Below are 18,648 nucleotides of genomic sequence, written 5' to 3'. Positions count from 1 at the left end.
CAAGCCCGCAGGATTTGTCAAAGCCCGAGTTTGCGGCGGCCCGGCCGGCACGCATTTGTTATGTCGCGAGAGGGTTGACGCCGCCGGCCATCTGGTCAAGTTTCTGCGTCCGGTCGCGTCAGCGGCATTTTCCACTGGAGCCTGCATACGGAAGAGGAAAGCCCATGGCCGACGAAGCGCTTGTCGTCATCGACCTGCAGAACGATTTTTGTCCGGGCGGTGCGCTGGCGGTTGCCGGCGGCGATGAGATCGTGCCGCTGGTCAACGACCTGATCCGGCGAACCGACCATGTCGTGCTGACGCAGGACTGGCATCCCGCCGGTCATTCCAGCTTTGCCTCCAGCCATCCTGGCGCGCAGCCTTTCACGATGATCGAAATGCCCTATGGTCAGCAGACGCTGTGGCCGGACCACTGCATCCAGGGCAGCCTGGGCTCGGATTTCCATTCCGGCCTCGCCTGGACCAAGGCCGAGCTCGTCATTCGCAAGGGATTTAGGCCTGACATCGACAGCTATTCGGCTTTCTTCGAGAACGACCGCACGACCCAGACCGGCCTTGCCGGCTACCTCCGGGAGCGCGGCATCGACACGCTGACCCTGGTCGGGCTGGCGACCGATTTCTGCGTCGGCTTTTCGGCGCTGGACGCCGTCAGCCAGGGCTTCAAAACCACAGTGCGGCTCGATGCCTGCCGCGGCATCGATCTCAACGGTTCGCTCGATACAATGCTGCAGCGCATGCGCGACGCCGGCGTGACGCTCGAAGACCCTTTGTCGGATTGAACGGCCGTTGGGCAAGCACCCCCTCACCCGGATTGCCAGCCGAATTGCGAAGGGCAATTCGGGGCAATCCGACCTCTCCCCGAGGGGAGAGGAGGCTGCCGGCGCCGAAGCTCGTCTCTTCTCCCCAGCGGGGGTCCGAAGGACGGGCGAGGCCCGTGACTCGCCCCGGCATAGGTGGCCGCGTAGCGGCCGGATGAGGGGGCCTTTCTCGTACGCGATCCCATGCGCTGTAACAGTTTTCGCAATACTGTTTCCTGGAACAGCTTTTGCCGCCGAAGACCACGGCCTACCCGGCGCTTCGATGTCGCTGTGGTGGGCGCTGCCCTTTGCCGGGCTGCTGTTGTCGATCGCCACCGGTCCGCTGCTGTTTCCTCATGCCTGGGAACATCACTACGGCAAGATATCGGCCCTTTGGGCCGCGCTGGTGATCGTGCCGCTGGCGATTGCCTTCGGTGTTCCCACAGCGACCGAAGCGGTGCTGCATGCGTTGCTCACGGAATACATGTCGTTCATCATCCTGCTGTTTGCGCTGTTCACCATTTCGGGCGGCATTCTCCTTGCCGGCAACATTCACGGCACGCCGCTGGTGAATGCAGGCCTGCTGCTGGTCGGCGCGCTGCTGGCCTCGGTGATAGGCACGACCGGTGCCTCGATGATCCTGATCCGGCCGATCATCCGCGCCAACGATAACAGGCCGTTCAACGCCCATGTCGTCATCTTCTTCATCTTCCTGGTGTCGAACATCGGCGGCTCACTGACGCCGCTTGGCGATCCGCCGCTGTTCGTCGGCTTCCTCAGAGGCGTCGCTTTCTTCTGGACGACCGCCAATCTCTGGCGCGAGACGCTGTTCGTCGGCGGTGCCGTGCTGGCCGTTTTTCTGGTGATCGACATCATCCTGCATCGGCGCGAGGCTGGTGCGCCGAAGATCAAGGACCCGACGCCGGATAAAACGGTGCGCCTGCGCGGCCTGGCCAACCTTCCGCTGCTGGCAGGTGTGATCGGCGCCATCCTGCTGTCGGCGGCCTGGAAGCCGGGCGTCAGCTTCTCCGTGTTCGGGGTCAGCCTGGAACTGCAGAACCTGGTGCGCGATGCCATCATCCTGGCGCTCGCCCTGCTGTCGCTTCCGCTCTCCTACAAGAGCCACCGCGAGGCGAACGGCTTCAACTGGGGTCCGATAGCGGAGGTGGCCAAATTGTTTGCCGGCATCTTCGTCTGCATCGTGCCGGTCATCGCCATCCTCAGGGCGAGCCATGAGGGGGCACTGGCGCCGCTGGTGTCGCTTGTCAGTTCACCCTCGGGTGCGCCCAACGATCTCGCCTATTTCTGGCTGACAGGGGCATTGTCGTCCTTCCTCGACAATGCGCCGACCTATCTGGTGTTTTTCGAGCTTGCCGGTGGCGACCCAAGGCACCTGATGACGGAGTTCGCTTCGACGCTTGCCGCGATCTCGGCCGGAGCCGTGTTCATGGGCGCCAACACCTATATCGGCAATGCACCGAACTTCATGGTCTACGCCATCGCCCGCCATCGCGGCGTGAAGATGCCGGGCTTCTTCGGCTACATGCTGTGGTCTGGGCTGGTGCTGATCCCGACATTTTTGGTCGCGGGCTTTCTGTTCTTCGGCTGATCACCCGACGCCGACATAGCGGCGCACCGCCGACGGGTCGGCGCGCAACTCCTCGACGTCGACCGTCTCGCGGTTGCGGCCGTTTTCGATGAAGGCAACGTGGTCGGCGACCGAAAGCACGGCATCGACACGCTGCTCGACCAGGATGGTCGAGACGCCCATGTCGCGCAGCTTCGACACCGTCTCGCGGATCTTGGCGATCATCGACGGCATCAGCCCTTCGGTTGGCTCGTCGAGCAGCAGCACTTGCGGTTCGAGACAGAGCGCGCGCGCCATGGCCAGCATCTGCTGTTCGCCGCCGGACAATGTGCCGGAACGCTGCCGCAGCCGCTGGCGCAGCAATGGAAAGAGGTCGAGCACGTTTTCACGCGTCGCCTTGCCCTTGCCGCGCGCCATCAGGCCGATCTCGATGTTTTCGGCCACCGTCATTTCGGCGAACAGCCGCCTTCCCTGCGGCACATAGGCGACGCCGGCCTTGGGCACTTCATGCGCCGGCAGACCAGTCAACTCTTGGCCAGCCAGTTTGATCGAGCCGGCGCTTGAGGGAACCAGTCCCATGATGGCTTTCAGCGTCGTCGTCTTGCCGGCGCCATTGCGGCCGAACAGGCACAGCACCTCGCCCTTGTTCAGCACCAGGTCGAGGCCATAGAGCACCTGGACCTCGCCATAGTAGCAGTCCAGTCCAGAGATGGTCAGCGCCTCGGACTTTGCCTCGGTCATGGGGCGGTCCCCAGATAGGCTTCCTGCACCGCCGCGTTCTCGCGGATCGCTTCGGGGGTGCCTTCGGCCAGGATCTTGCCGGCATTGAAGACGGTGATGCGGTCGGCGAGTTGCATGACGACAGGCATGTTGTGCTCGATCAGAAGCACGGTGGCGTTCTTGGCGATCTCGCGCACCAGGGTGATGAAATTGTCGATCTCGCTGTCGGCCAGCCCTTGCGTCGGCTCGTCGAGGATCAGCAGGCGCGGCTTCAGCGCCAGGCCCATCGCCACTTCCAACAGGCGCTGATGGCCGTAGGACAATTGGCCGGCCGGCATGTGGGCACGATCGGCCAGGCCGGTGCGTTCCAGTGCGGTCAAGACAGCGGCCTGTATCGCGCTCTTGGAAAGACTGCCATGCCGCTGCGTCAGTTGCGCGGGCAGCGCGACGTTGGCGTAAACGGACAGGTTGGCATAGACGCTGGTGAGCTGGAAGGTGTAGGCGATGCCCCTGCGCACCCTGACATAGGCAGGCAGATTGGTGATGTCGGCGCCGTCGAACACGATCATGCCGGCAGACGGCTGGATGCGGCCGCTGACCAGGCTGACGAAGGTGGTCTTCCCCGCCCCGTTGGGGCCGATCACGGCGCGGATCTCGCCCGGCATCAGCGCGAAATCGACATTGTCGACGGCGCGCAGACCACCGAAATTGCGCGACAGGCCCTTGGTGGTCAAAAGCGGCATCATGGCAGCCACCCGAGCCAGCGCTGGCGGATGCTGCCCAGAATGCCTTTCGGGAAAAACAGCACCAGCAGGATCAGCGCGATGCCGACGATCAGCAGATAGGCGGAGGTGTAGCCGCTGGTGATATCAATGACATAGTACATGAACAGCGTGCCGATCAGCGGTCCGAGCGTCGTCGCGGCACCCCCCAGCAGCACCCACAGCAGCGGCAGGATCGAATACTGCACCGACGCGAAGCTCGATCCGACATAGCCGAACAGCAGCGCATAGGCGGCCCCCGAGGCCGCGCAGATGATGCCGGAGATGACGACGGCGGCGAGCTTGTTCGAAAACGTATCGTAGCCGAGCATCTTCGTGCGCTCCTCATTCTCGCGGATGGCGACCAGCACGCGGCCATAGCGGGAGCGGACGATGGCCAATGTGACGAGCAGCACGATGGAAAACAGCGCCAGCGCTGTCATGTAGCGCACCGTCGGATTGGTGAGTTCGAGCGATGTAGCGCCAAAGCTGAGCACCCGCGCCGGCTGCGGCACGACCATGCCTTGGTCGCCGCCGGTCCAAGTCGCGAAGTAGAGGATGAGGAGGTAGAACACTTGAGCGAACATCATGGTGACGATCATGAAGGCGACGCCCGTGGTGCGCAACGCCAGCAGGCCGATCACGAGTGAAACAACAACACCACAGCCGAGGCCCGAGGCGAATGCCGCTGGTACGCTCCAGCCGAGCTGGATGACGGCAAGGCCGGCGCCATAGAGCCCGGCGGCGAAGAACATCGCATGGCCGAGGCTGAGCAGGCCGGCATAGCCGAACAGCATGTTGTAGCCCGTGGCAAAGACCGCCAGCACCATGATGCGGGCAAGCAGGCCGTGATAGTAGTCCGGCAGCAGGAAGCTCAGCACGAAGAGCAGGGCGATGACGCCGAGATGCAGGGCATAGGCTTTTGCCGGCGAAGCTTCGCTCATCGCGATGCCGTCCCGAACAGGCCTTGCGGGCGGAACACCAGCACCATGGCGACGAGCAGCGTGGCAATGATCTTGGCCAGCGTCGGCGAGAAGAACATCGAGATGATGCCGTCGGAGAGGCCGATCAGCACGGCGGCGACGACCGTGCCGCGCAGCGAGCCGAGGCCGCCGATGATGACGACGATGAAGGAGAGCAGCAGCGGATCCTGTCCCATCAGATAATGCGCCTGGCTGATCGGCACGATCAGCACCGCGGCAATGGCCGCCAGCATGGCACCGAGCGCGAAGACGCCGCCATAGACACGGCCGACAGGGATGCCGAAGGCCTGTGCGGTTTCGCTGTCATACTGCGTGGCGCGCATGACGAGGCCGATCCTGGTGCGCGTCAGCACCAGCCATGTCGCGGTGAGCAGCAGCGCGGAAGCGGCGATAACAGACAGTTTGTAGCCGGAATAGCCGAACCAAGGCAAAAGGATGCGGTAGCTGAACGGCGGCTCGACCGGCCGAGCCTCCGGGCCATAGAAAGTCAGCGCCAGCTGCTGGATGATGTAGAGCATGCCGATGGTGGCGACGATGGTGGCTTCCGGATTGTAATTGAGCCGGCGCAGCACCAGCCGTTCGGCGACCAGCGCAATGGCGCCGACGATCAGCGGGGCAATCACCAGCGCCGCCAGGAAGCCGAGCGCAGGGTGACCGCCGATGGCCGTGGTGATCGCCCAGGCGAGCACCGCGCCCAGCATGAAGAACTCGCCATGCGCGACATTGACCACGCGCATGACACCGAACACCAGGGACAGCCCAAGCGCCGTCAGCGCCAGCACGGCTGAGGTGACGAGGCCTTCGAGGGCAGCGAGGAGGAGGTGGGGACCAAAGTGCATCGGTTACACGCTGGCAGGCGCTTGCTGGAATGCCAAACTCACAGCGCCTGCGTCGTATAATCTCCCTCGGCCTCGTAAAGCCCGTCCTCGATCTTGGTCTTGTGCACGACCTTGAGCTTGCCGCCCTCGACCTTGGAGATGTTCTGGATACCAAAGCACTGGTGGATCTTGCCGTTGAAGGTTTTTGGCCCCTGCGGATGCTGCGGGCCTTCGGCGAACTCGGTCAGTGCCTCGGTCGCCTCGACCAGCTTGGCGCGGTCTTCCGGACCCTTGTAGCCGGCGTCTTCCATTGCCTTCTTGACGACATAGAGCGTCTCCCAGCAGCCGAACATGTGGGCTGCGGTGGAGACATCCTTGGGATCGCCGACGGCAGCGCCATTGTCATCGATGCCGACAGCGGTGCGGTAGGCCTTCTGCGCTTCGGAATCGTTGGCCTGCGCATAACGCGGCGAGCCTTCCCAGAAATGGCTGCCGTCGAGGAATTCGAGGCCGGGACTGTTGATGTCGGTGGCTTCGAGCGAATCGATGAAGCCGAACAGTTGCGGCCGGTTGGAGCCATAGAACTCGCCGAGCTCCTTGACGAAGGTCAGCACGGCCGGGCCGACCATGACGTGGTAGATCACCTCGGTCTCGGCCGGGATCTGCGGGAAGTATTTGGTGAAGGACGATTCCGTCGGCGGGATGGCGATCTGCGCGATGACCTCGCCGCCTTGCGCCTTCAGTGCCGGCGGCAGGTAGTCGCGATGGTCGTAGCCGAAAGCGAAATCGGGGAAGATCTGCGTCACCTTCTTGCCGGCATTGGCCGCGATCCACGGCGCCATCGACTGGATCTGGCTCTTCACGTCGGTGATGCCGGGCTGGAAGACATAGCGGTTCAGCTTTGTCGAGGCGACGTGATGGCCTTCGCTGACGACGAAATAGGGCATCTTGTTTTCGCCGGCGGCGGGCGCAGAGCCAATGACGACATGCGAGAACAGCGTGCCGAAGACGATGTCGGTCTTGTGCTGGGTGGCGAACTTGCCGACCACCTCGGCGCCACGGCCGGGATCGGTGCCGTCATCCTCGATGATCACCTCGACCTGACGGCCGTTGATGCCGCCGGCGGCGTTGATCGCCTTGACCGCGGCAGCCGTGGTCTTCTCGTACCAGCGGCCATAGGCGGCGCCGATGCCGGTGCGGTGCGACTGGAAGCCGATCTTGATCGGCGCCGAGCTCTGCGCCTGGGAATAGCGGACGAAGCCGGGGGCCAGGCCCAGACCGGCGCCGGCGGCCAGACCCTTCAGCGCCGTGCGGCGGGTGAGCGTGGATCTGGAGAGATCGAAAAACCCATTCTTGTCAGTCACGGCAGTTCCCCTGTTTTTGAGTTTTGACTGGCTGTAACGAGGCAAAAAATCGCATGTGTACAAACTAAATCACCAAAGCCCCGACGTGGCAAGCGGGCTTTCCCCGAAGGCATGCTGGTCGCCTTTTCTCATCCGACAGTCGGCGTGGCAAGCAACCAGAGGCCGAAGACGGTGTAGGCGATCATCAGCAAGGTGAGCGGGAACTGGCTGAGTGCCGCGCGGGAGGGCTGTGGGTGCAGGCGCCAGGCGAAGCCGTGAGCGACGAGGACGGCGAGCACATGGCCCAGGATGATGGCGCCGGCCTGGATATTCCACAGCCACCACGCAGAGTCCGCCCCCGCAACGATGCCGGCCTCGATCTGCATGTCGGCGGTGCCGAACAGGTTCCAGCCCAGCGCCAACGGATCGGACAGTGCCGCAAGCGCATACTGGCCGTCGACGAGCAGCGCCGTCAGATAATGCGCAACGTGATAGGCAAGCGCAATCGGCACGATCGACCACACCAGCAGGCCTGCGGCCTGGCCGAGCGTGTGATCGCTGCCGGCAAGACGCTGGCCGAGCCGGACGGCAAGCAGGAACACCGCCGCCAGCAGCGCGAATGTCAGGATCAGCCCGCAAGTGCCGCTGCCGATCAGCGCGGTGCGGCCGGGAAATTCGAGCGGGTTGATGCCGAACAGGCCGAGCCAGAAGAAGGTCTTCGACAGGCCGTCGAAGGACACCGACGACAGGGCCAGCAGCAGGAAGGCGATGCCGCTGGCCGGCAGGGGCTGCGCCGTCAGCAGCTTGGCGCCGGGCCAGCACAGGCCAAGCCGGCCGTCTTGGTTGCGTTCGGCCACGGCGAAGCGCGCCACCATCGAGAAGAAAACCGTCAGGAATTCACCGCTGCGGCTCCAGTCGCGATAGCCGAACGCCAGCATGGCGAGGAAAGAGAACAGCCAGTAGAGGCCGGCGGCCAAGGCCAGCCGCCCCGGATCGTCGGGCGCCGGATCGATGAGTTCGAACCAGGCGAAGGCGAAGAACAGGATGACAGCCGGCCAGCAGCCGACCCATCCGGGCAGGCGCCATGCTCCGTGATCCCTGGTCCCGAACAGGCGCGAGGCGAGACGCCATGCTCCATACCAGGGGTTGAGCCATGACCAGAGGTCGCCGAAGACACCCTGCAGCAGCGTGACGCCGGCCCACAACAGTGTCCAGATCACCAGTGGCAGAGGATTGGAAAGTGGGTCGCGGCTGCCGAAAAGGCCGGCGGCTATGAGGATTACAAAGCCGGCAAAGGAGAGCAGGCTGATGACGGTGCGGGCGGCGTTGCTGAGGGCAAACAACGGCAGGCGCCGGCGCCAGAAACGGTCCAGCAAATCCGCAGGCAGCAGCGCCAGGACGAGGAAGCTTACGGCAACGGCGAAGGCGCCGCCGATCAGATAGTAGCCGGTCGGCAGCAGCAGGACATGGCCACGGTCGGAGGCGTGGGCGAAGGCAGGGGAGGAGGGCCAACGAAGCGGAGAAGCAAATGGGCGGAATTTGCGAAGGGAAGCACCCTACGGCGCCCCCCTCTGTCCTGCCGGACATCTCCCCCACAGGTGGGGAGATTGGCAGTTTCGCCGCCGGCTCTTCCCTGGCAATGTTGTTGATTGGCGAAAGCAGAGATGAGGGAGCAATCTCCCCCCTTGAGGGGGAGATGTCCGGCAGGACAGAGGGGGGCGCCAGGGAACTCGTACTATCCAGGAACCCCACCCCTCACACCTTGACCAATTGCTCCACGCGGTCCTTCTCGCCGAAAATTCTGAGATACCGCTCGATCTCTTTCACATCGCCGGTCGCCTTGGCCGGATTGTCGGAAAGCTTGACCGCTGGCCTGCCATTGGCCTCGGTGACCTTGCAGACCAGCGATATGGCGTCGAGGCTGTTGGTTTCCGTCGGCGCGCAGCCTTCGAAATCATTGGTCAGATTGGTGCCCCAGCCGAAGGACATGCGCACCTTGCCCTTGAAGTGGCGATAGGTCTCCTCGATGGTCTCGACTTCAAGCCCGTCGGAGAAGATCAGCAGTTTCTGCCGGGGATCTTTGCCCTTGTCGCGCCACCAGGACAGGATCTTTTCGCCGCCTTCGATCGGCGGCGCGCTGTCGGGGCGAAAGCCCGTCCAGTCGGCCACCCAGTCCGGCGCATCGCGCAGGAACGATGCCGTGCCGAAGGCGTCGGGCAGCACGATCAAGAGATTGCCGCCATAGTAACGCTGCCAGTCCTGCAGCACCTTGTAGGGCGACTGCCTCAGCTCTTTTTCCGAGTCGGCGAGGGCGGCGAACACCATAGGCAGCTCATGTGCGTTGGTGCCGAGCGCTTCGAGGTCGTTGTCCATGGCCAGAAGCACGTTGGAGGTGCCGGTGAACGCTTCGCCGATGCCTTCCTTCAGCGCCTCGACGCACCAGCGCTGCCATAGGAAGGAATGGCGCCGGCGCGTGCCGAAGTCCGAGATGCGGATGCCGGGCAGCGCCTTCAGCCGCTCGGTCTTGGCCCACATCTTGGACTTGGCGCGGGCATAGAGCACGTCGAGCGCGAAAGGCCCGAACGCCCGCATCGCCGCGCGCGATCGAAGTTCATTGATGATGGCGAGCGCCGGGATTTCCCACAGTGTGGTGTACATCCACGGCCCGCTGAAGGTCAGCTCATACTGCCCGTCGCGCTTCGACAGCTCGTATTCGGGCAGCCGGAAGCCTTCCAGCCAGGCGAGGAATTCTGGCTCGAAGATCTGCTTGCGGCCGTAGAAATTGTTACCGCCGAGCCAGATCATCTCCTTCTTGGAGAAGCGCAAGGTGCGGGCATGGTCGAGCTGTTCGCGCAATTCGGCCTCGTCGATCTCGTCGGCAAGGCGCACCGAAGTCGTGCGGTTGATCAGCGAGAAGGTTGCGTCGACCTTGGGATACATGCCCCAGATCATCTGCAGCATTAAAAGCTTGTAGAAATCCGTGTCGAGCAGGCTGCGCACGATCGGGTCGAGCTTCCAGGTGTGGTTGTAGACGCGCCGCGCAATATCGGTCTTAGCCATGTCTCAACACCGCCTTCGCTGCCTGCCATCCACAATCGCGACAGGCCTCATAGCATCGAATCGGCCAGAACGCTGCCCGCTTTCAGGCTGGCCCGACAAAAAGAGCTGCCTGCATGCGGTGGCGCAGAGCTTGGCATCAACTTGCGGATTTTCCGCCCATCACCCTGAGCGCCGGACGCTTGCGGCGGCTGACGATGCGGCCGGCCACAGGGGCGTCGGCGCGCCCGTCATCCCCGGCCTTCTCGGCGAACAGCCAGTCGATGAACACCTGCACGATCGGTGTCGCCCGCATCTCGTTGCGGCAGACGACATAGAAATCGTCGACCGCCGGCACCGACAGGCTGAACGGCGCGACCAGCATGCCCCTGGCCAGCAGCGCGCTTGCCGTCACGGAGTCGCCCAGCGCCACGCCATGGCCATGCACCGCCGCCTCGGTCGCCATACGCGCATCGCCGAGGTGATGGCGGCGACCCCGCTCCAGGTCCAGCGCATCGGCGGCCGCCAGCCAGGTATGCCATTCGCGGCCGTCATCGCCATGCAGGAAGACATGGTCGGCGAGATCCCTGACGCTGCGGATCGGCCGGTTGTTGATCAGTGTCGGGCTGACCACGGGAAACAGTTCGAGGCCCGACCATTTGCGCATCCAGCAATCGGTCCAGCTGCCGTCGCCATAATGCACGCAGACATCGATGGTGGGCGCCCGCAAATCCTTGGAATCGTTGGAAGGGATAAGCGTCAGCCTTATGTCGGGATATTGCGCCATGAAACTGCCGAGCCGCGGTGTCATCCACAACAACAGAAGCGCCGGCACGCAGGAGACCGAAAGTGTGCCGCTGCTCGCCGGCCTTGTCATGCGCTGGGTGGCGGCGGCGATGCCGTCGAAGGCGGTCGACACCGCCGGCAGAAGCTCCGCGCCATGCGGTGTCAGTTTGACCCGCTGGCCGGCCCGCTCGAACAGCTTGACATTGAGCGACTGCTCGAGCGCTTTGATCTGATGGCTGACGGCGCCATGGGTGACATTCAGCTCAATGGCTGCCTTGGTCAGCGAGCCATGTCGGGCCGTTGCCTCGAAGGCGCGCAGTGGATTAAGCGGTGGCAGGCGCTTGGTCATGGGTATCAACTTTATTGTGAGATTTTCTCACAGAAAACACCCTAACAATATCAATTGATTTTTCAATGCCGCTGCCGGACACTGAACCTGGAACAGCATCAAGACGTGAAATCTGCAGGCAGCCAGCGGGACAGCGGCCCGGCCGGATGACGGTCGGTTCGCAGGCGTCATCCGCGGCGGCACTGCATCAGCCCAGGAGGAGCGGACATGGGATACGATCGCGGCAAGCTCGACGCGTTGCGTCGCAAATATGGTGAAAGCCATGGCGGCGAGATGTTCGACCCGAAATTCCGCAAGGTCGCCGATAAGATCTTCTCCAAGAGCGGCACGCGGCTGGCGCCCTATTCAGGCATCCCGACCTTCCTCGCCGCGCCCTACCGCGAAATATCGGCCGACAATCCGGATTTCGGCGATTTGCAGGTGGCGATGATCGGCGTGCCGATGGACCTCGGCGTCACCAACCGGCCAGGCTCGCGCTTCGGGCCGCGAGCGCTGCGTGCCATCGAGCGCATCGGCCCCTACAATCACGTTCTGGAATGCGCGCCCACACATGAGCTCCGGGTCGCCGATATCGGCGACACGCCGTTCCGCAGCCGCTACCGGCTTGAGACAAGCCATGAGGATATCGAGCGCCGCACCAACCAGATCGTCGATGCCGGCGTCATCCCGCTTTCGATAGGCGGCGACCATTCGATCAGCCATCCGATCCTGAAGGCCGTCGGCAAGAAAGCTCCGGTCGGGTTGATCCATATCGACGCCCACTGCGACACCAGTGGCCTGTTCGACATGACCAAGTTCCACCATGGCGGCCCGTTCCGCAACGCGGTGCTTGACGGCGTGCTCGACCCGACGCGCACGATCCAGATCGGCATCCGCGGCTCGGCCGAATATCTGTGGGAATTCACCTACGAGTCCGGCATGACCGTGGTGCATGCCGAGGAGGTGACCGGTCTCGGCATTCCGGCCATCATCGAGAAGGCGCGCAGAATAGTCGGCGACGGCCCGACCTATGTGTCCTTCGATATCGACAGCGTCGACCCGGCCTTCGCGCCGGGCACCGGCACGCCGGAAGTCGGCGGGCTGACGACGCGCGAAGTGCTCGAACTGCTGCGCGGCCTCAAGGGCCTCAACATCGTCGGCGGCGACGTCGTCGAGGTGGCGCCGCAATATGACGCTACCACCAACACGGCGCACGCCGCCGCACAGGTGCTGTTCGAGATATTGAGCCTGATGGTGTTCAGCCCGGCTGTCACCGGCAAGGGAGCCTGACCTCTACCAATCCGAACGAAGGCGGCCGCCGCGCTGGAGCCGGCGGCCGTATCCAACAAACAAGCGTCCAGACAGGGGAATAACAATGACAATCCGCAAGACATTTGCCTCGATCGCCGCCGTGCTGATGCTTGGCACCGCCGGTTTCGGCTTCGCCACACAAGCCGCAAGCGCCGATGCGCTGGCGGACATCACCAAGGCCGGCACCATCAATGTCGGCGTCTTCGCCGATTTCCCGCCCTTCTCCTCGGCCAGCGCCGACATGAGCCTCAAGGGCTATGACATGGATGTCGCGCAATACATTGCCGATACGCTCAAGGTGAAGCTCAACCCCATCGCCGTCACCGGCCAGAACCGCATCCCGTATCTGAACGACAAGCGCGTCGACATCCTGATGAGCGTCGGCTACTCGAAGGAACGCGAACAGGTCATCGACTTCGCCGCCGCCTATGCGCCCTACTACATCGCCGTGATCGGTCCGGCGGCTCTGACGGTCAAGGGCAAGGAAGACCTCGCCGACAAGTCGATCGCCGTCAATCGTGGCACGCTGGAAGACACCTCGCTCACCGAGGCAGCACCGGCGTCGGCCGACATCAAGCGCTTCGACAACTACAATTCGGTGATCCAGGCCTTCATCTCCGGCCAGACGCAGCTGATGGTCGTCGGCAACGATGTCGGCGCGCAGGTGCTGGCCAAGCAGGACGCACTGAAGCCGGAGCAGAAGTTCCAGCTTCTGACCTCGCCCTCGCATATCGGCCTCAACAAGAACGAAGACGGCCTGAAGAAGGCTGTCAACGATGCGGTCGCCAAGATGCTGGCCGACGGCAAGCTGGACGAAAGCTCGAAAGCCTGGCTGAAGACGCCGCTCAATCCCGAAAACCTCAAGGATTGAGTTTCCGTGGCCTTTGCCTGGCTCCCGGGTGCTCTGGGCGACATCGCGCACGGCGCGGCCACGACGATCCTGCTGATCGCCGTGACCACGCTGGCCGGAACGCTGCTCAGCATCCTGGGTGCCGCGGGGCGACGAAACGGCCCGGTTCTGCTCAAGCGGGCGATCGCCTGTTACGTCGAGGTGATGCGCAACACGCCGTTCCTGGTGCAGCTGTTCTTCATCTTCTTCGGCCTGCCCAGCCTGGGCATCCGGCTCGATCCGATCTTGGCCGCCATGCTGGCGATGACGCTCAACATGGCGGCCTACACGATCGAGATCGTCGGCGCCGGGCTTGACGCCGTGCCCGGCGGACAGACGGAAGCAGCGCTCGCACTTGGGCTGCGGCCACGCCAGGTGTTCGTCAAGATCGTGCTGCCGCAGGCACTCAAGATTATCTATCCCGCGCTCACCAGCCAGATCGTCATCATGATGCTGGAGTCGGCCGTGGTGTCGCAGATCGCCGTGCGTGAACTGACCTACGAGGCCGATATGCTGCAGGCGCGCACCTTCCGCTCTTTCGAGACCTATTTCGTCGTGACGCTGGTCTATCTCGCTCTGTCGATGGCCTTGCGCCGGCTGCTGGTGTCAGGCGGGCGCCGTGCGCTCGGAGCCGGTGTATCATGATCGAGTTCACCTCCTGGGACATCGTGCGCAACCTGCTGCTCGCCGCCCGCTGGACGGTGCTGCTATCGCTGGCCGCCTTCATCGGCGGCGGCATCGTCGGCCTGATCGTGCTGTTCTTCAGGATCGCCAAGAACAAGTGGAGCAGGCGCATAGCCTCCGGCTACATCGCCCTGTTCCAGGGAACGCCGCTCTTGATGCAGCTGTTCTTGATGTTCTTCGGGCTGCCGATGCTCGGCCTGCGCATCGAACCCTGGACGGCGGCGGCGCTCGGCCTCACCTTCTTCGCCAGCGCCTATCTCGCCGAAATCTGGCGCTCCGGCGTCGTGGCGCTACCCCTGGGGCAATGGGACGCCGGCGCAAGCCTTGGCCTGCACTATCTGCAGGAGCTGAGGCTGATCATCCTGCCGCAGGCCTTTTCGATCACCCGCGCACCCACCGTCGGCTTCCTGGTTCAGCTGATCAAATCGACCGCGCTCACTTCGATCATCGGCTTCGAGGAGCTGGTGCGGACCTCCAACGCCATCAACAATGCGACTTTCGAACCGTTCAAGGTCTATGGGCTGGTGGCTCTGATCTTCTTCGTCATGTGCTTTCCGCTGACGCAATACGCCCGCAGGCTCGAGAAACAGGCGGCTGCTCGCTGACGCGCCAAGGCAGCGCTTGATTTCAGGCCGGCAGCCCAAGCTGCTTGCGCAGGCTCTTGTCGAATGCGGACGCGGGGACGAAACGGCGCAGGAAACTGACCTGGCGCGCCATCTTTCCCGCCGCATAGCGCGTCTTCGGCGCGGGATCGGTCGCCGCGGCCAAAACGGTGTTGGCGACCACTTCGGGCGCATCGCCTTTTTCCATCGATTTCCGCACTGATGCAGTCATCCCGGCACGCGCGGAGTCGTAGATTTCGAGCGACCGGTCGGGGGCGGCAAGATTGTCCTCGAATGCCGTGCGGGTATAGGCGGGCTCCACCAGCGAAACGCGGATGCCGAACGGGCGCAATTCGTGATCGAGCGACTCCGAATAACCCTCGATGGCATGTTTGGTCGCCGAGTAGAGTGCGAAATAGGGAGCGGGGATGAACCCCTGCACCGAACTCAAATTCATGATTCTGCCCTTCCCTTGGCGTCGCATTGCCGGCAGAACCGCGTTGGTCACACGCAAGACGCCGAAGACGTTCACGTCGAACAGCGCCTTAGCCTGAACGGTCGAAGACTCCTCCGCGCCGCCAAACAGGCCCATGCCGGCATTGTTGACAAGCAGGTCGATGCGTCCGGCCTTGGCCAGAACGTCATCGACCACTGTCGCAACGGACGCGTCGTCGGTCACGTCGCAGGTCAGCATGGTAACGCCGGCGGATGGCCGGGAGGCCACGCGACGGCTGGTTCCGAAGACGCGAAAGCCGGCGCCTAGCAAGGCATCGGCGGTAGCGCGCCCGATGCCGGAAGATGCCCCTGTGACCAGGGCGACGCCAGGAGTCTTGTTCATGGGATCATATCCTTCTTTGCGTTGGATCGGATTGGGAAAAGCATGAGAGGCCGGGGCAAAGGGCGTTGGTCATGACTGCGTCTGGCAACCGGTTAGTTCCAGCGTCTGAACAGGGCGCTGGCATTCACGCCGCCAAAGCCGAAGCCATTGGCGATCGCGTACTCCATCTCCATGGGCCGGGGCGCGTTTGCGACGAAGTCGATTCCGTCGCCGGCTGGATCGGCCTCGCCCAGGTTGAGGGTTGGCGGGGCGACCTGATCCCTGAGCGCCAGGATTGCGAAGATGGCACCAAGCCCGCCGGCCGCTCCGAGCAAATGTCCGGTCGCCGATTTCGTGGCACTGACAGCTATCGCGAAATCGCGCCCGAACACGCTCTTGATCGCTTCGATCTCACCCAGGTCGCCGACTGACGTGGATGTCGCATGCGCATTGAGATGACGAACCTCGCGTGGCGAAATCCCTGCCTGGGCAATCGCGATCTGCATGGCCCGGCGCGCGCCGTCGCCGTCCTCTGGTCCGGAGGTGACGTGGTGGGCATCCGCGGTCGTGCCGTAGCCGACGAGCTCAGCCAACGGCTTTGCGCCGCGCGCCAACGCGTGGTCCAATGCCTCGATGACCAGCACGCCGGCTCCTTCGCCCATGACGAAGCCGTCCCGCGATATGTCGAAAGGGCGCGAGGCTTGAGCCGGCGCCCAATTGAAGCCGGTTGAAAGAGAACGCGCCGCGGCGAAACCGCCGAGGCTGACGGTGTTGATACACGCTTCCGTTCCGCCGCATACGGCGATGTCGGCTTCGTTGGCGCGGATCAGGCGGGCGGCGTCGCCGATCGCTTGGATGCCCGCCGCGCATGCCGTCACCGGTGCGCCGAGTGGACCTTTGAAACCATGACGGATCGAGATGTGGCCCGCCGCGAGGTTTACAAGGAAGGACGGCACCGTAAAGGGAGACAGGCGGCGGGCGCCACGCAGGTCCACCGTGCGCACCGCCTCGGTGATGGCGGGGAACCCGCCGACCCCTGAAGCGATGATCGTGGCCGTGCGCAGGCGATCGATTTCCAGGGCAGGCTTCCATTGCGCCTGCGCCAGCGCCTCTTCCGCCGCGGCCAGCGCGAAGAGAATGAACCGGTCCACCTTGCGTTGATCCTTCGCCGACAGGACGGCATCGGCATCGAAACCAGCCTCCGGATCTTCGCCCAGGGAGGGAACCACGCCGCCAATCTTAACCGGCAGCTCTCCCACCACATCGTCCGGAAGCCTGCGAACGCCCGACCGGCCGGCAAGCAGGCGTGACCAGGACGCTTCGACATTGGCGGCAAGAGGCGTGACGGCTCCCATGCCCGTGACGACAATCCGTTGCATCTGCTCTCCTGTCCTTGGTGTGCCGGCGGCACTGCTCGCGCCGTTCAAGGGGCGACTGCTTCGCGAACCTGATCGGCCGCCGCATCCAGAAAAGCCCGCGCGAGGTCGGGGTCGTTGACGACCCGCGAGAGCACCACCGCGCCGACCATCGTCGAGAGAACGGCCATTGCCTTGTTGCCGGTCTTTTCGCTGTCGCCCTCGCCAACCCAACCGCCAAGCATCTCAAGGTACGCCTTGATGCCGGCTTCGAATGACGCCTTCACCTCGGCACCCTGCCTGGCTGCATCCGAACCGAGCGCAACGACCGGGCAGCCGTCCATCTTTTCCCCGCGATGATCCATGCTGAGGTAGAATGAGATCACCCCGTCGAGCGGGCTCCCAGGATGTGCGGCGGTCGCGGCCGACCATTTGTGGGTGGCGCTTTCCATCGCCCGCCTGGACGCCAGCGCCGCCAGATCGTCCTTCGACTCGAATTGCTTGTAAAAGGCGCCCTGGGTCAGCCCGGCACCCTTCATCAGGTCCTTGAGGCCGATGCCGTCAAAGCCGCGCTCCCGGAAAAGCCGGCTTGCCACATTGATCACGGTCTCGCGGTTTTCCGCGGCCTGAGTGCGACTCACACGCATCGTCATCTCCTTTTTTAGATTGTATTCGTAATCTATACCCTATATAGAGGGTGAACGCAATCTAAAAAAGGACAAATGAGATGATCCGCAAAACCCTGAGCGCCTCGCTGCTGGCCGCGCTGTTTCTTGCAACCCCGGCTCTTGCCGAGGAAGCCACCATCGGACGCCCGATCGAAGGCGGCAGCCTGCACCAGGGACACCTGGACATGGTGGCCTACTACGTTCCGCGCGGCGACCTGCTTGAGGTCACCGCCAATTTCGCACCGAAGGCCGGGGGTGATCCGCTGCGGGTTGTCATGGGCCTCGCCAACAGTGACTCGGTGGCGTTCTCCATACCGGGCTACCCGGGCTCGCTCTACGCGTTCTCGAGGTCCGGCAAGGAGGTGACGGTCTCGACCGAGACTGACACATCCCTGCGAGCCGACGCGACAATGCCCTGACATGACGCGCAGGCCGCGGCCGCGCGATGCTGGCCGGGGCTCTCGCGTCGGAAGGGCGAGCCACCAACAAGTCTGGAGAGAGGTCACATGCTTTACAGCTATTTTGTCGAGAAATCGATCCGGCAGAGCTTCGACGACGTCAACAACCATCGCTGGGACGCGGCGGTGAAGGCCATCGCGCCGCATGTCCATCACCGGGTTGGTGGCGCCCACGCGCTTGGTGGGGAGCGCCACGACAAGCAAGCCCTGCGCCGGTGGTTCGAGCGCCTCGGCCGTGTTCTGCCCACTCTCCATCTCACGGTCAACCACGTCTGGGTGAAGGGTTGGCCGTGGCATACCACCGTGTTTGCCCAGTGGGATGGCACCGCAACCCTGCTCAACGGCGATACATCCTACATCAACCGTGGTCTCCACGTGTTCACGCTGCGGTGGGGCACGGTTCATGCGCTCGAGGAGTTTTACGATTCACAGGCGGCGGCGCGCGGCCTCGCCGCCCAAGCCGCGGCCGGCCTCGAAGAAGCTGTCGCCGAACAGATAACAAGCTGAAGCGCGGTTCGAGGACGGCCAAGGTTTACGGGCCGGTCGCGCTGATCTTCTTCGTCACGTGCCTTCGCCCGCGCAATATGGGTGGAGGCTCGAGAAGCGAGCGCCGGCGCGCTGGACTGCAAGCCAGGAAACCCAGTTCGGTAGCGTAGCGCTGCATCGCTGCCGGTGCTGTCGCGGTCGAGCCGAGGCAGGCATAT

At 63.7% G+C, this 18,648-nt stretch carries 19 protein-coding genes; 8 read left to right on the top strand and 11 right to left on the bottom strand.

What is annotated here, in order from left to right; all coding sequences use genetic code 11:
* The first annotated feature begins 164 nt into the window (after positions 1-164).
* Positions 165-779, top strand: a complete 615-nt coding sequence (gene pncA, locus EJ079_RS05775; protein ID WP_127808351.1) for a bifunctional nicotinamidase/pyrazinamidase — start codon at positions 165-167, stop codon at positions 777-779.
* Positions 780-972: 193 nt separating this feature from the next.
* Positions 973-2,406, top strand: coding sequence for a sodium:proton antiporter (locus tag EJ079_RS05770; RefSeq protein ID WP_127808350.1), 1,434 nt, complete (start codon positions 973-975; stop codon positions 2,404-2,406).
* Here the strand turns inward: EJ079_RS05770 and EJ079_RS05765 are convergent, their stop codons facing one another.
* The 8 genes from EJ079_RS05765 to gcvA all read right to left on the bottom strand — a co-directional run bounded on the left by EJ079_RS05765 (position 2,407) and on the right by gcvA (position 11,181).
* Positions 2,407-3,126, bottom strand: coding sequence for an ABC transporter ATP-binding protein (locus EJ079_RS05765; RefSeq protein WP_127321450.1), 720 nt, complete (start codon positions 3,124-3,126; stop codon positions 2,407-2,409).
* Positions 3,123-3,851 carry an ABC transporter ATP-binding protein gene (locus tag EJ079_RS05760; protein WP_127395496.1) on the bottom strand — a complete coding sequence of 243 codons (729 nt, stop codon included), beginning with the start codon at positions 3,849-3,851 and terminating at the stop codon, positions 3,123-3,125. The genes EJ079_RS05765 and EJ079_RS05760 overlap by 4 nt, the downstream gene beginning before the upstream one ends.
* Complete coding sequence (locus EJ079_RS05755; RefSeq protein WP_127808349.1) at positions 3,848-4,810, bottom strand: branched-chain amino acid ABC transporter permease; 963 nt, start codon at positions 4,808-4,810, stop codon at positions 3,848-3,850. Before EJ079_RS05755 ends, EJ079_RS05760 begins: the two co-directional genes overlap by 4 nt.
* On the bottom strand, positions 4,807-5,688 hold the full coding sequence (locus EJ079_RS05750) for a branched-chain amino acid ABC transporter permease (protein WP_127321453.1): 882 nt from the start codon (positions 5,686-5,688) through the stop codon (positions 4,807-4,809). The genes EJ079_RS05755 and EJ079_RS05750 overlap by 4 nt, the downstream gene beginning before the upstream one ends.
* A gap of 38 nt (positions 5,689-5,726) precedes the next feature.
* On the bottom strand, positions 5,727-7,031 hold the full coding sequence (locus EJ079_RS05745) for an ABC transporter substrate-binding protein (protein ID WP_127398032.1): 1,305 nt from the start codon (positions 7,029-7,031) through the stop codon (positions 5,727-5,729).
* Positions 7,032-7,159: 128 nt separating this feature from the next.
* Positions 7,160-8,353, bottom strand: coding sequence for a hypothetical protein (locus tag EJ079_RS05740; RefSeq protein ID WP_164873686.1), 1,194 nt, complete (start codon positions 8,351-8,353; stop codon positions 7,160-7,162).
* Between the two features lie 412 nt (positions 8,354-8,765).
* Entirely contained in the window at positions 8,766-10,070 is a 1,305-nt protein-coding gene (pncB, locus tag EJ079_RS05735) for a nicotinate phosphoribosyltransferase (RefSeq protein WP_127808348.1), read from the bottom strand.
* A gap of 136 nt (positions 10,071-10,206) precedes the next feature.
* Complete coding sequence (gene gcvA / locus EJ079_RS05730; RefSeq protein ID WP_127808347.1) at positions 10,207-11,181, bottom strand: transcriptional regulator GcvA; 975 nt, start codon at positions 11,179-11,181, stop codon at positions 10,207-10,209.
* A gap of 207 nt (positions 11,182-11,388) precedes the next feature.
* On the opposite strand from gcvA, the gene speB reads away from it, so the two are divergent.
* The 4 genes from speB to EJ079_RS05710 all read left to right on the top strand — a co-directional run bounded on the left by speB (position 11,389) and on the right by EJ079_RS05710 (position 14,649).
* On the top strand, positions 11,389-12,450 hold the full coding sequence (gene speB / locus EJ079_RS05725; protein ID WP_127330421.1) for an agmatinase: 1,062 nt from the start codon (positions 11,389-11,391) through the stop codon (positions 12,448-12,450).
* 85 nt (positions 12,451-12,535) lie between these two features.
* On the top strand, positions 12,536-13,342 hold the full coding sequence (locus EJ079_RS05720) for a transporter substrate-binding domain-containing protein (protein ID WP_127808346.1): 807 nt from the start codon (positions 12,536-12,538) through the stop codon (positions 13,340-13,342).
* Between the two features lie 6 nt (positions 13,343-13,348).
* Positions 13,349-14,005, top strand: a complete 657-nt coding sequence (locus tag EJ079_RS05715; protein WP_127808345.1) for an amino acid ABC transporter permease — start codon at positions 13,349-13,351, stop codon at positions 14,003-14,005.
* Positions 14,002-14,649, top strand: coding sequence for an amino acid ABC transporter permease (locus EJ079_RS05710; RefSeq protein WP_127808344.1), 648 nt, complete (start codon positions 14,002-14,004; stop codon positions 14,647-14,649). The genes EJ079_RS05715 and EJ079_RS05710 overlap by 4 nt, the downstream gene beginning before the upstream one ends.
* A 22-nt stretch (positions 14,650-14,671) precedes the next feature.
* On the opposite strand, the gene EJ079_RS05705 is transcribed toward EJ079_RS05710, so the two are convergent.
* The 3 genes from EJ079_RS05705 to EJ079_RS05695 form a co-directional block, all read right to left on the bottom strand.
* Positions 14,672-15,484, bottom strand: a complete 813-nt coding sequence (locus EJ079_RS05705) for an oxidoreductase (RefSeq protein ID WP_127808343.1) — start codon at positions 15,482-15,484, stop codon at positions 14,672-14,674.
* Positions 15,485-15,576: 92 nt separating this feature from the next.
* Positions 15,577-16,842 carry a beta-ketoacyl-ACP synthase II gene (gene fabF, locus EJ079_RS05700; protein ID WP_127808342.1) on the bottom strand — a complete coding sequence of 422 codons (1,266 nt, stop codon included), beginning with the start codon at positions 16,840-16,842 and terminating at the stop codon, positions 15,577-15,579.
* Positions 16,843-16,886: 44 nt separating this feature from the next.
* Complete coding sequence (locus EJ079_RS05695) at positions 16,887-17,465, bottom strand: TetR/AcrR family transcriptional regulator (protein WP_127808341.1); 579 nt, start codon at positions 17,463-17,465, stop codon at positions 16,887-16,889.
* 80 nt (positions 17,466-17,545) lie between these two features.
* Between EJ079_RS05695 and EJ079_RS05690 the strand changes: the two genes are divergently transcribed.
* Together EJ079_RS05690 and EJ079_RS05685 are read left to right on the top strand one after the other, a co-directional pair.
* On the top strand, positions 17,546-17,905 hold the full coding sequence (locus tag EJ079_RS05690) for a hypothetical protein (RefSeq protein WP_127808340.1): 360 nt from the start codon (positions 17,546-17,548) through the stop codon (positions 17,903-17,905).
* Between the two features lie 87 nt (positions 17,906-17,992).
* Positions 17,993-18,451 (top strand): nuclear transport factor 2 family protein, encoded by a 459-nt coding sequence (locus EJ079_RS05685; RefSeq protein ID WP_127268437.1) that lies wholly within the window; start codon positions 17,993-17,995, stop codon positions 18,449-18,451.
* Positions 18,452-18,648: the final 197 nt, after the last annotated feature.

Source organism: Mesorhizobium sp. M7A.F.Ce.TU.012.03.2.1 (genome assembly GCF_004006095.1).
GTDB lineage: Bacteria > Pseudomonadota > Alphaproteobacteria > Rhizobiales > Rhizobiaceae > Mesorhizobium.
The sequence above is the reverse complement of the archived record's forward strand: the minus strand, read 5'-3'. Positions and strand labels throughout refer to the sequence as shown.

Coding starts and splice junctions, on each gene's coding strand:
- pncA (WP_127808351.1), top strand. CDS start 165: ATGGCCGACGAAGCGCTTGTCGTCATCGACCTGCAGAACGATTTTTGT.
- EJ079_RS05770 (WP_127808350.1), top strand. CDS start 973: ATGAGGGGGCCTTTCTCGTACGCGATCCCATGCGCTGTAACAGTTTTC.
- EJ079_RS05765 (WP_127321450.1), bottom strand. CDS start 3,126: ATGACCGAGGCAAAGTCCGAGGCGCTGACCATCTCTGGACTGGACTGC.
- EJ079_RS05760 (WP_127395496.1), bottom strand. CDS start 3,851: ATGATGCCGCTTTTGACCACCAAGGGCCTGTCGCGCAATTTCGGTGGT.
- EJ079_RS05755 (WP_127808349.1), bottom strand. CDS start 4,810: ATGAGCGAAGCTTCGCCGGCAAAAGCCTATGCCCTGCATCTCGGCGTC.
- EJ079_RS05750 (WP_127321453.1), bottom strand. CDS start 5,688: ATGCACTTTGGTCCCCACCTCCTCCTCGCTGCCCTCGAAGGCCTCGTC.
- pncB (WP_127808348.1), bottom strand. CDS start 10,070: ATGGCTAAGACCGATATTGCGCGGCGCGTCTACAACCACACCTGGAAG.
- gcvA (WP_127808347.1), bottom strand. CDS start 11,181: ATGACCAAGCGCCTGCCACCGCTTAATCCACTGCGCGCCTTCGAGGCA.
- speB (WP_127330421.1), top strand. CDS start 11,389: ATGGGATACGATCGCGGCAAGCTCGACGCGTTGCGTCGCAAATATGGT.
- EJ079_RS05720 (WP_127808346.1), top strand. CDS start 12,536: ATGACAATCCGCAAGACATTTGCCTCGATCGCCGCCGTGCTGATGCTT.
- EJ079_RS05710 (WP_127808344.1), top strand. CDS start 14,002: ATGATCGAGTTCACCTCCTGGGACATCGTGCGCAACCTGCTGCTCGCC.
- EJ079_RS05705 (WP_127808343.1), bottom strand. CDS start 15,484: ATGAACAAGACTCCTGGCGTCGCCCTGGTCACAGGGGCATCTTCCGGC.
- fabF (WP_127808342.1), bottom strand. CDS start 16,842: ATGCAACGGATTGTCGTCACGGGCATGGGAGCCGTCACGCCTCTTGCC.
- EJ079_RS05695 (WP_127808341.1), bottom strand. CDS start 17,465: ATGCGTGTGAGTCGCACTCAGGCCGCGGAAAACCGCGAGACCGTGATC.
- EJ079_RS05690 (WP_127808340.1), top strand. CDS start 17,546: ATGATCCGCAAAACCCTGAGCGCCTCGCTGCTGGCCGCGCTGTTTCTT.
- EJ079_RS05685 (WP_127268437.1), top strand. CDS start 17,993: ATGCTTTACAGCTATTTTGTCGAGAAATCGATCCGGCAGAGCTTCGAC.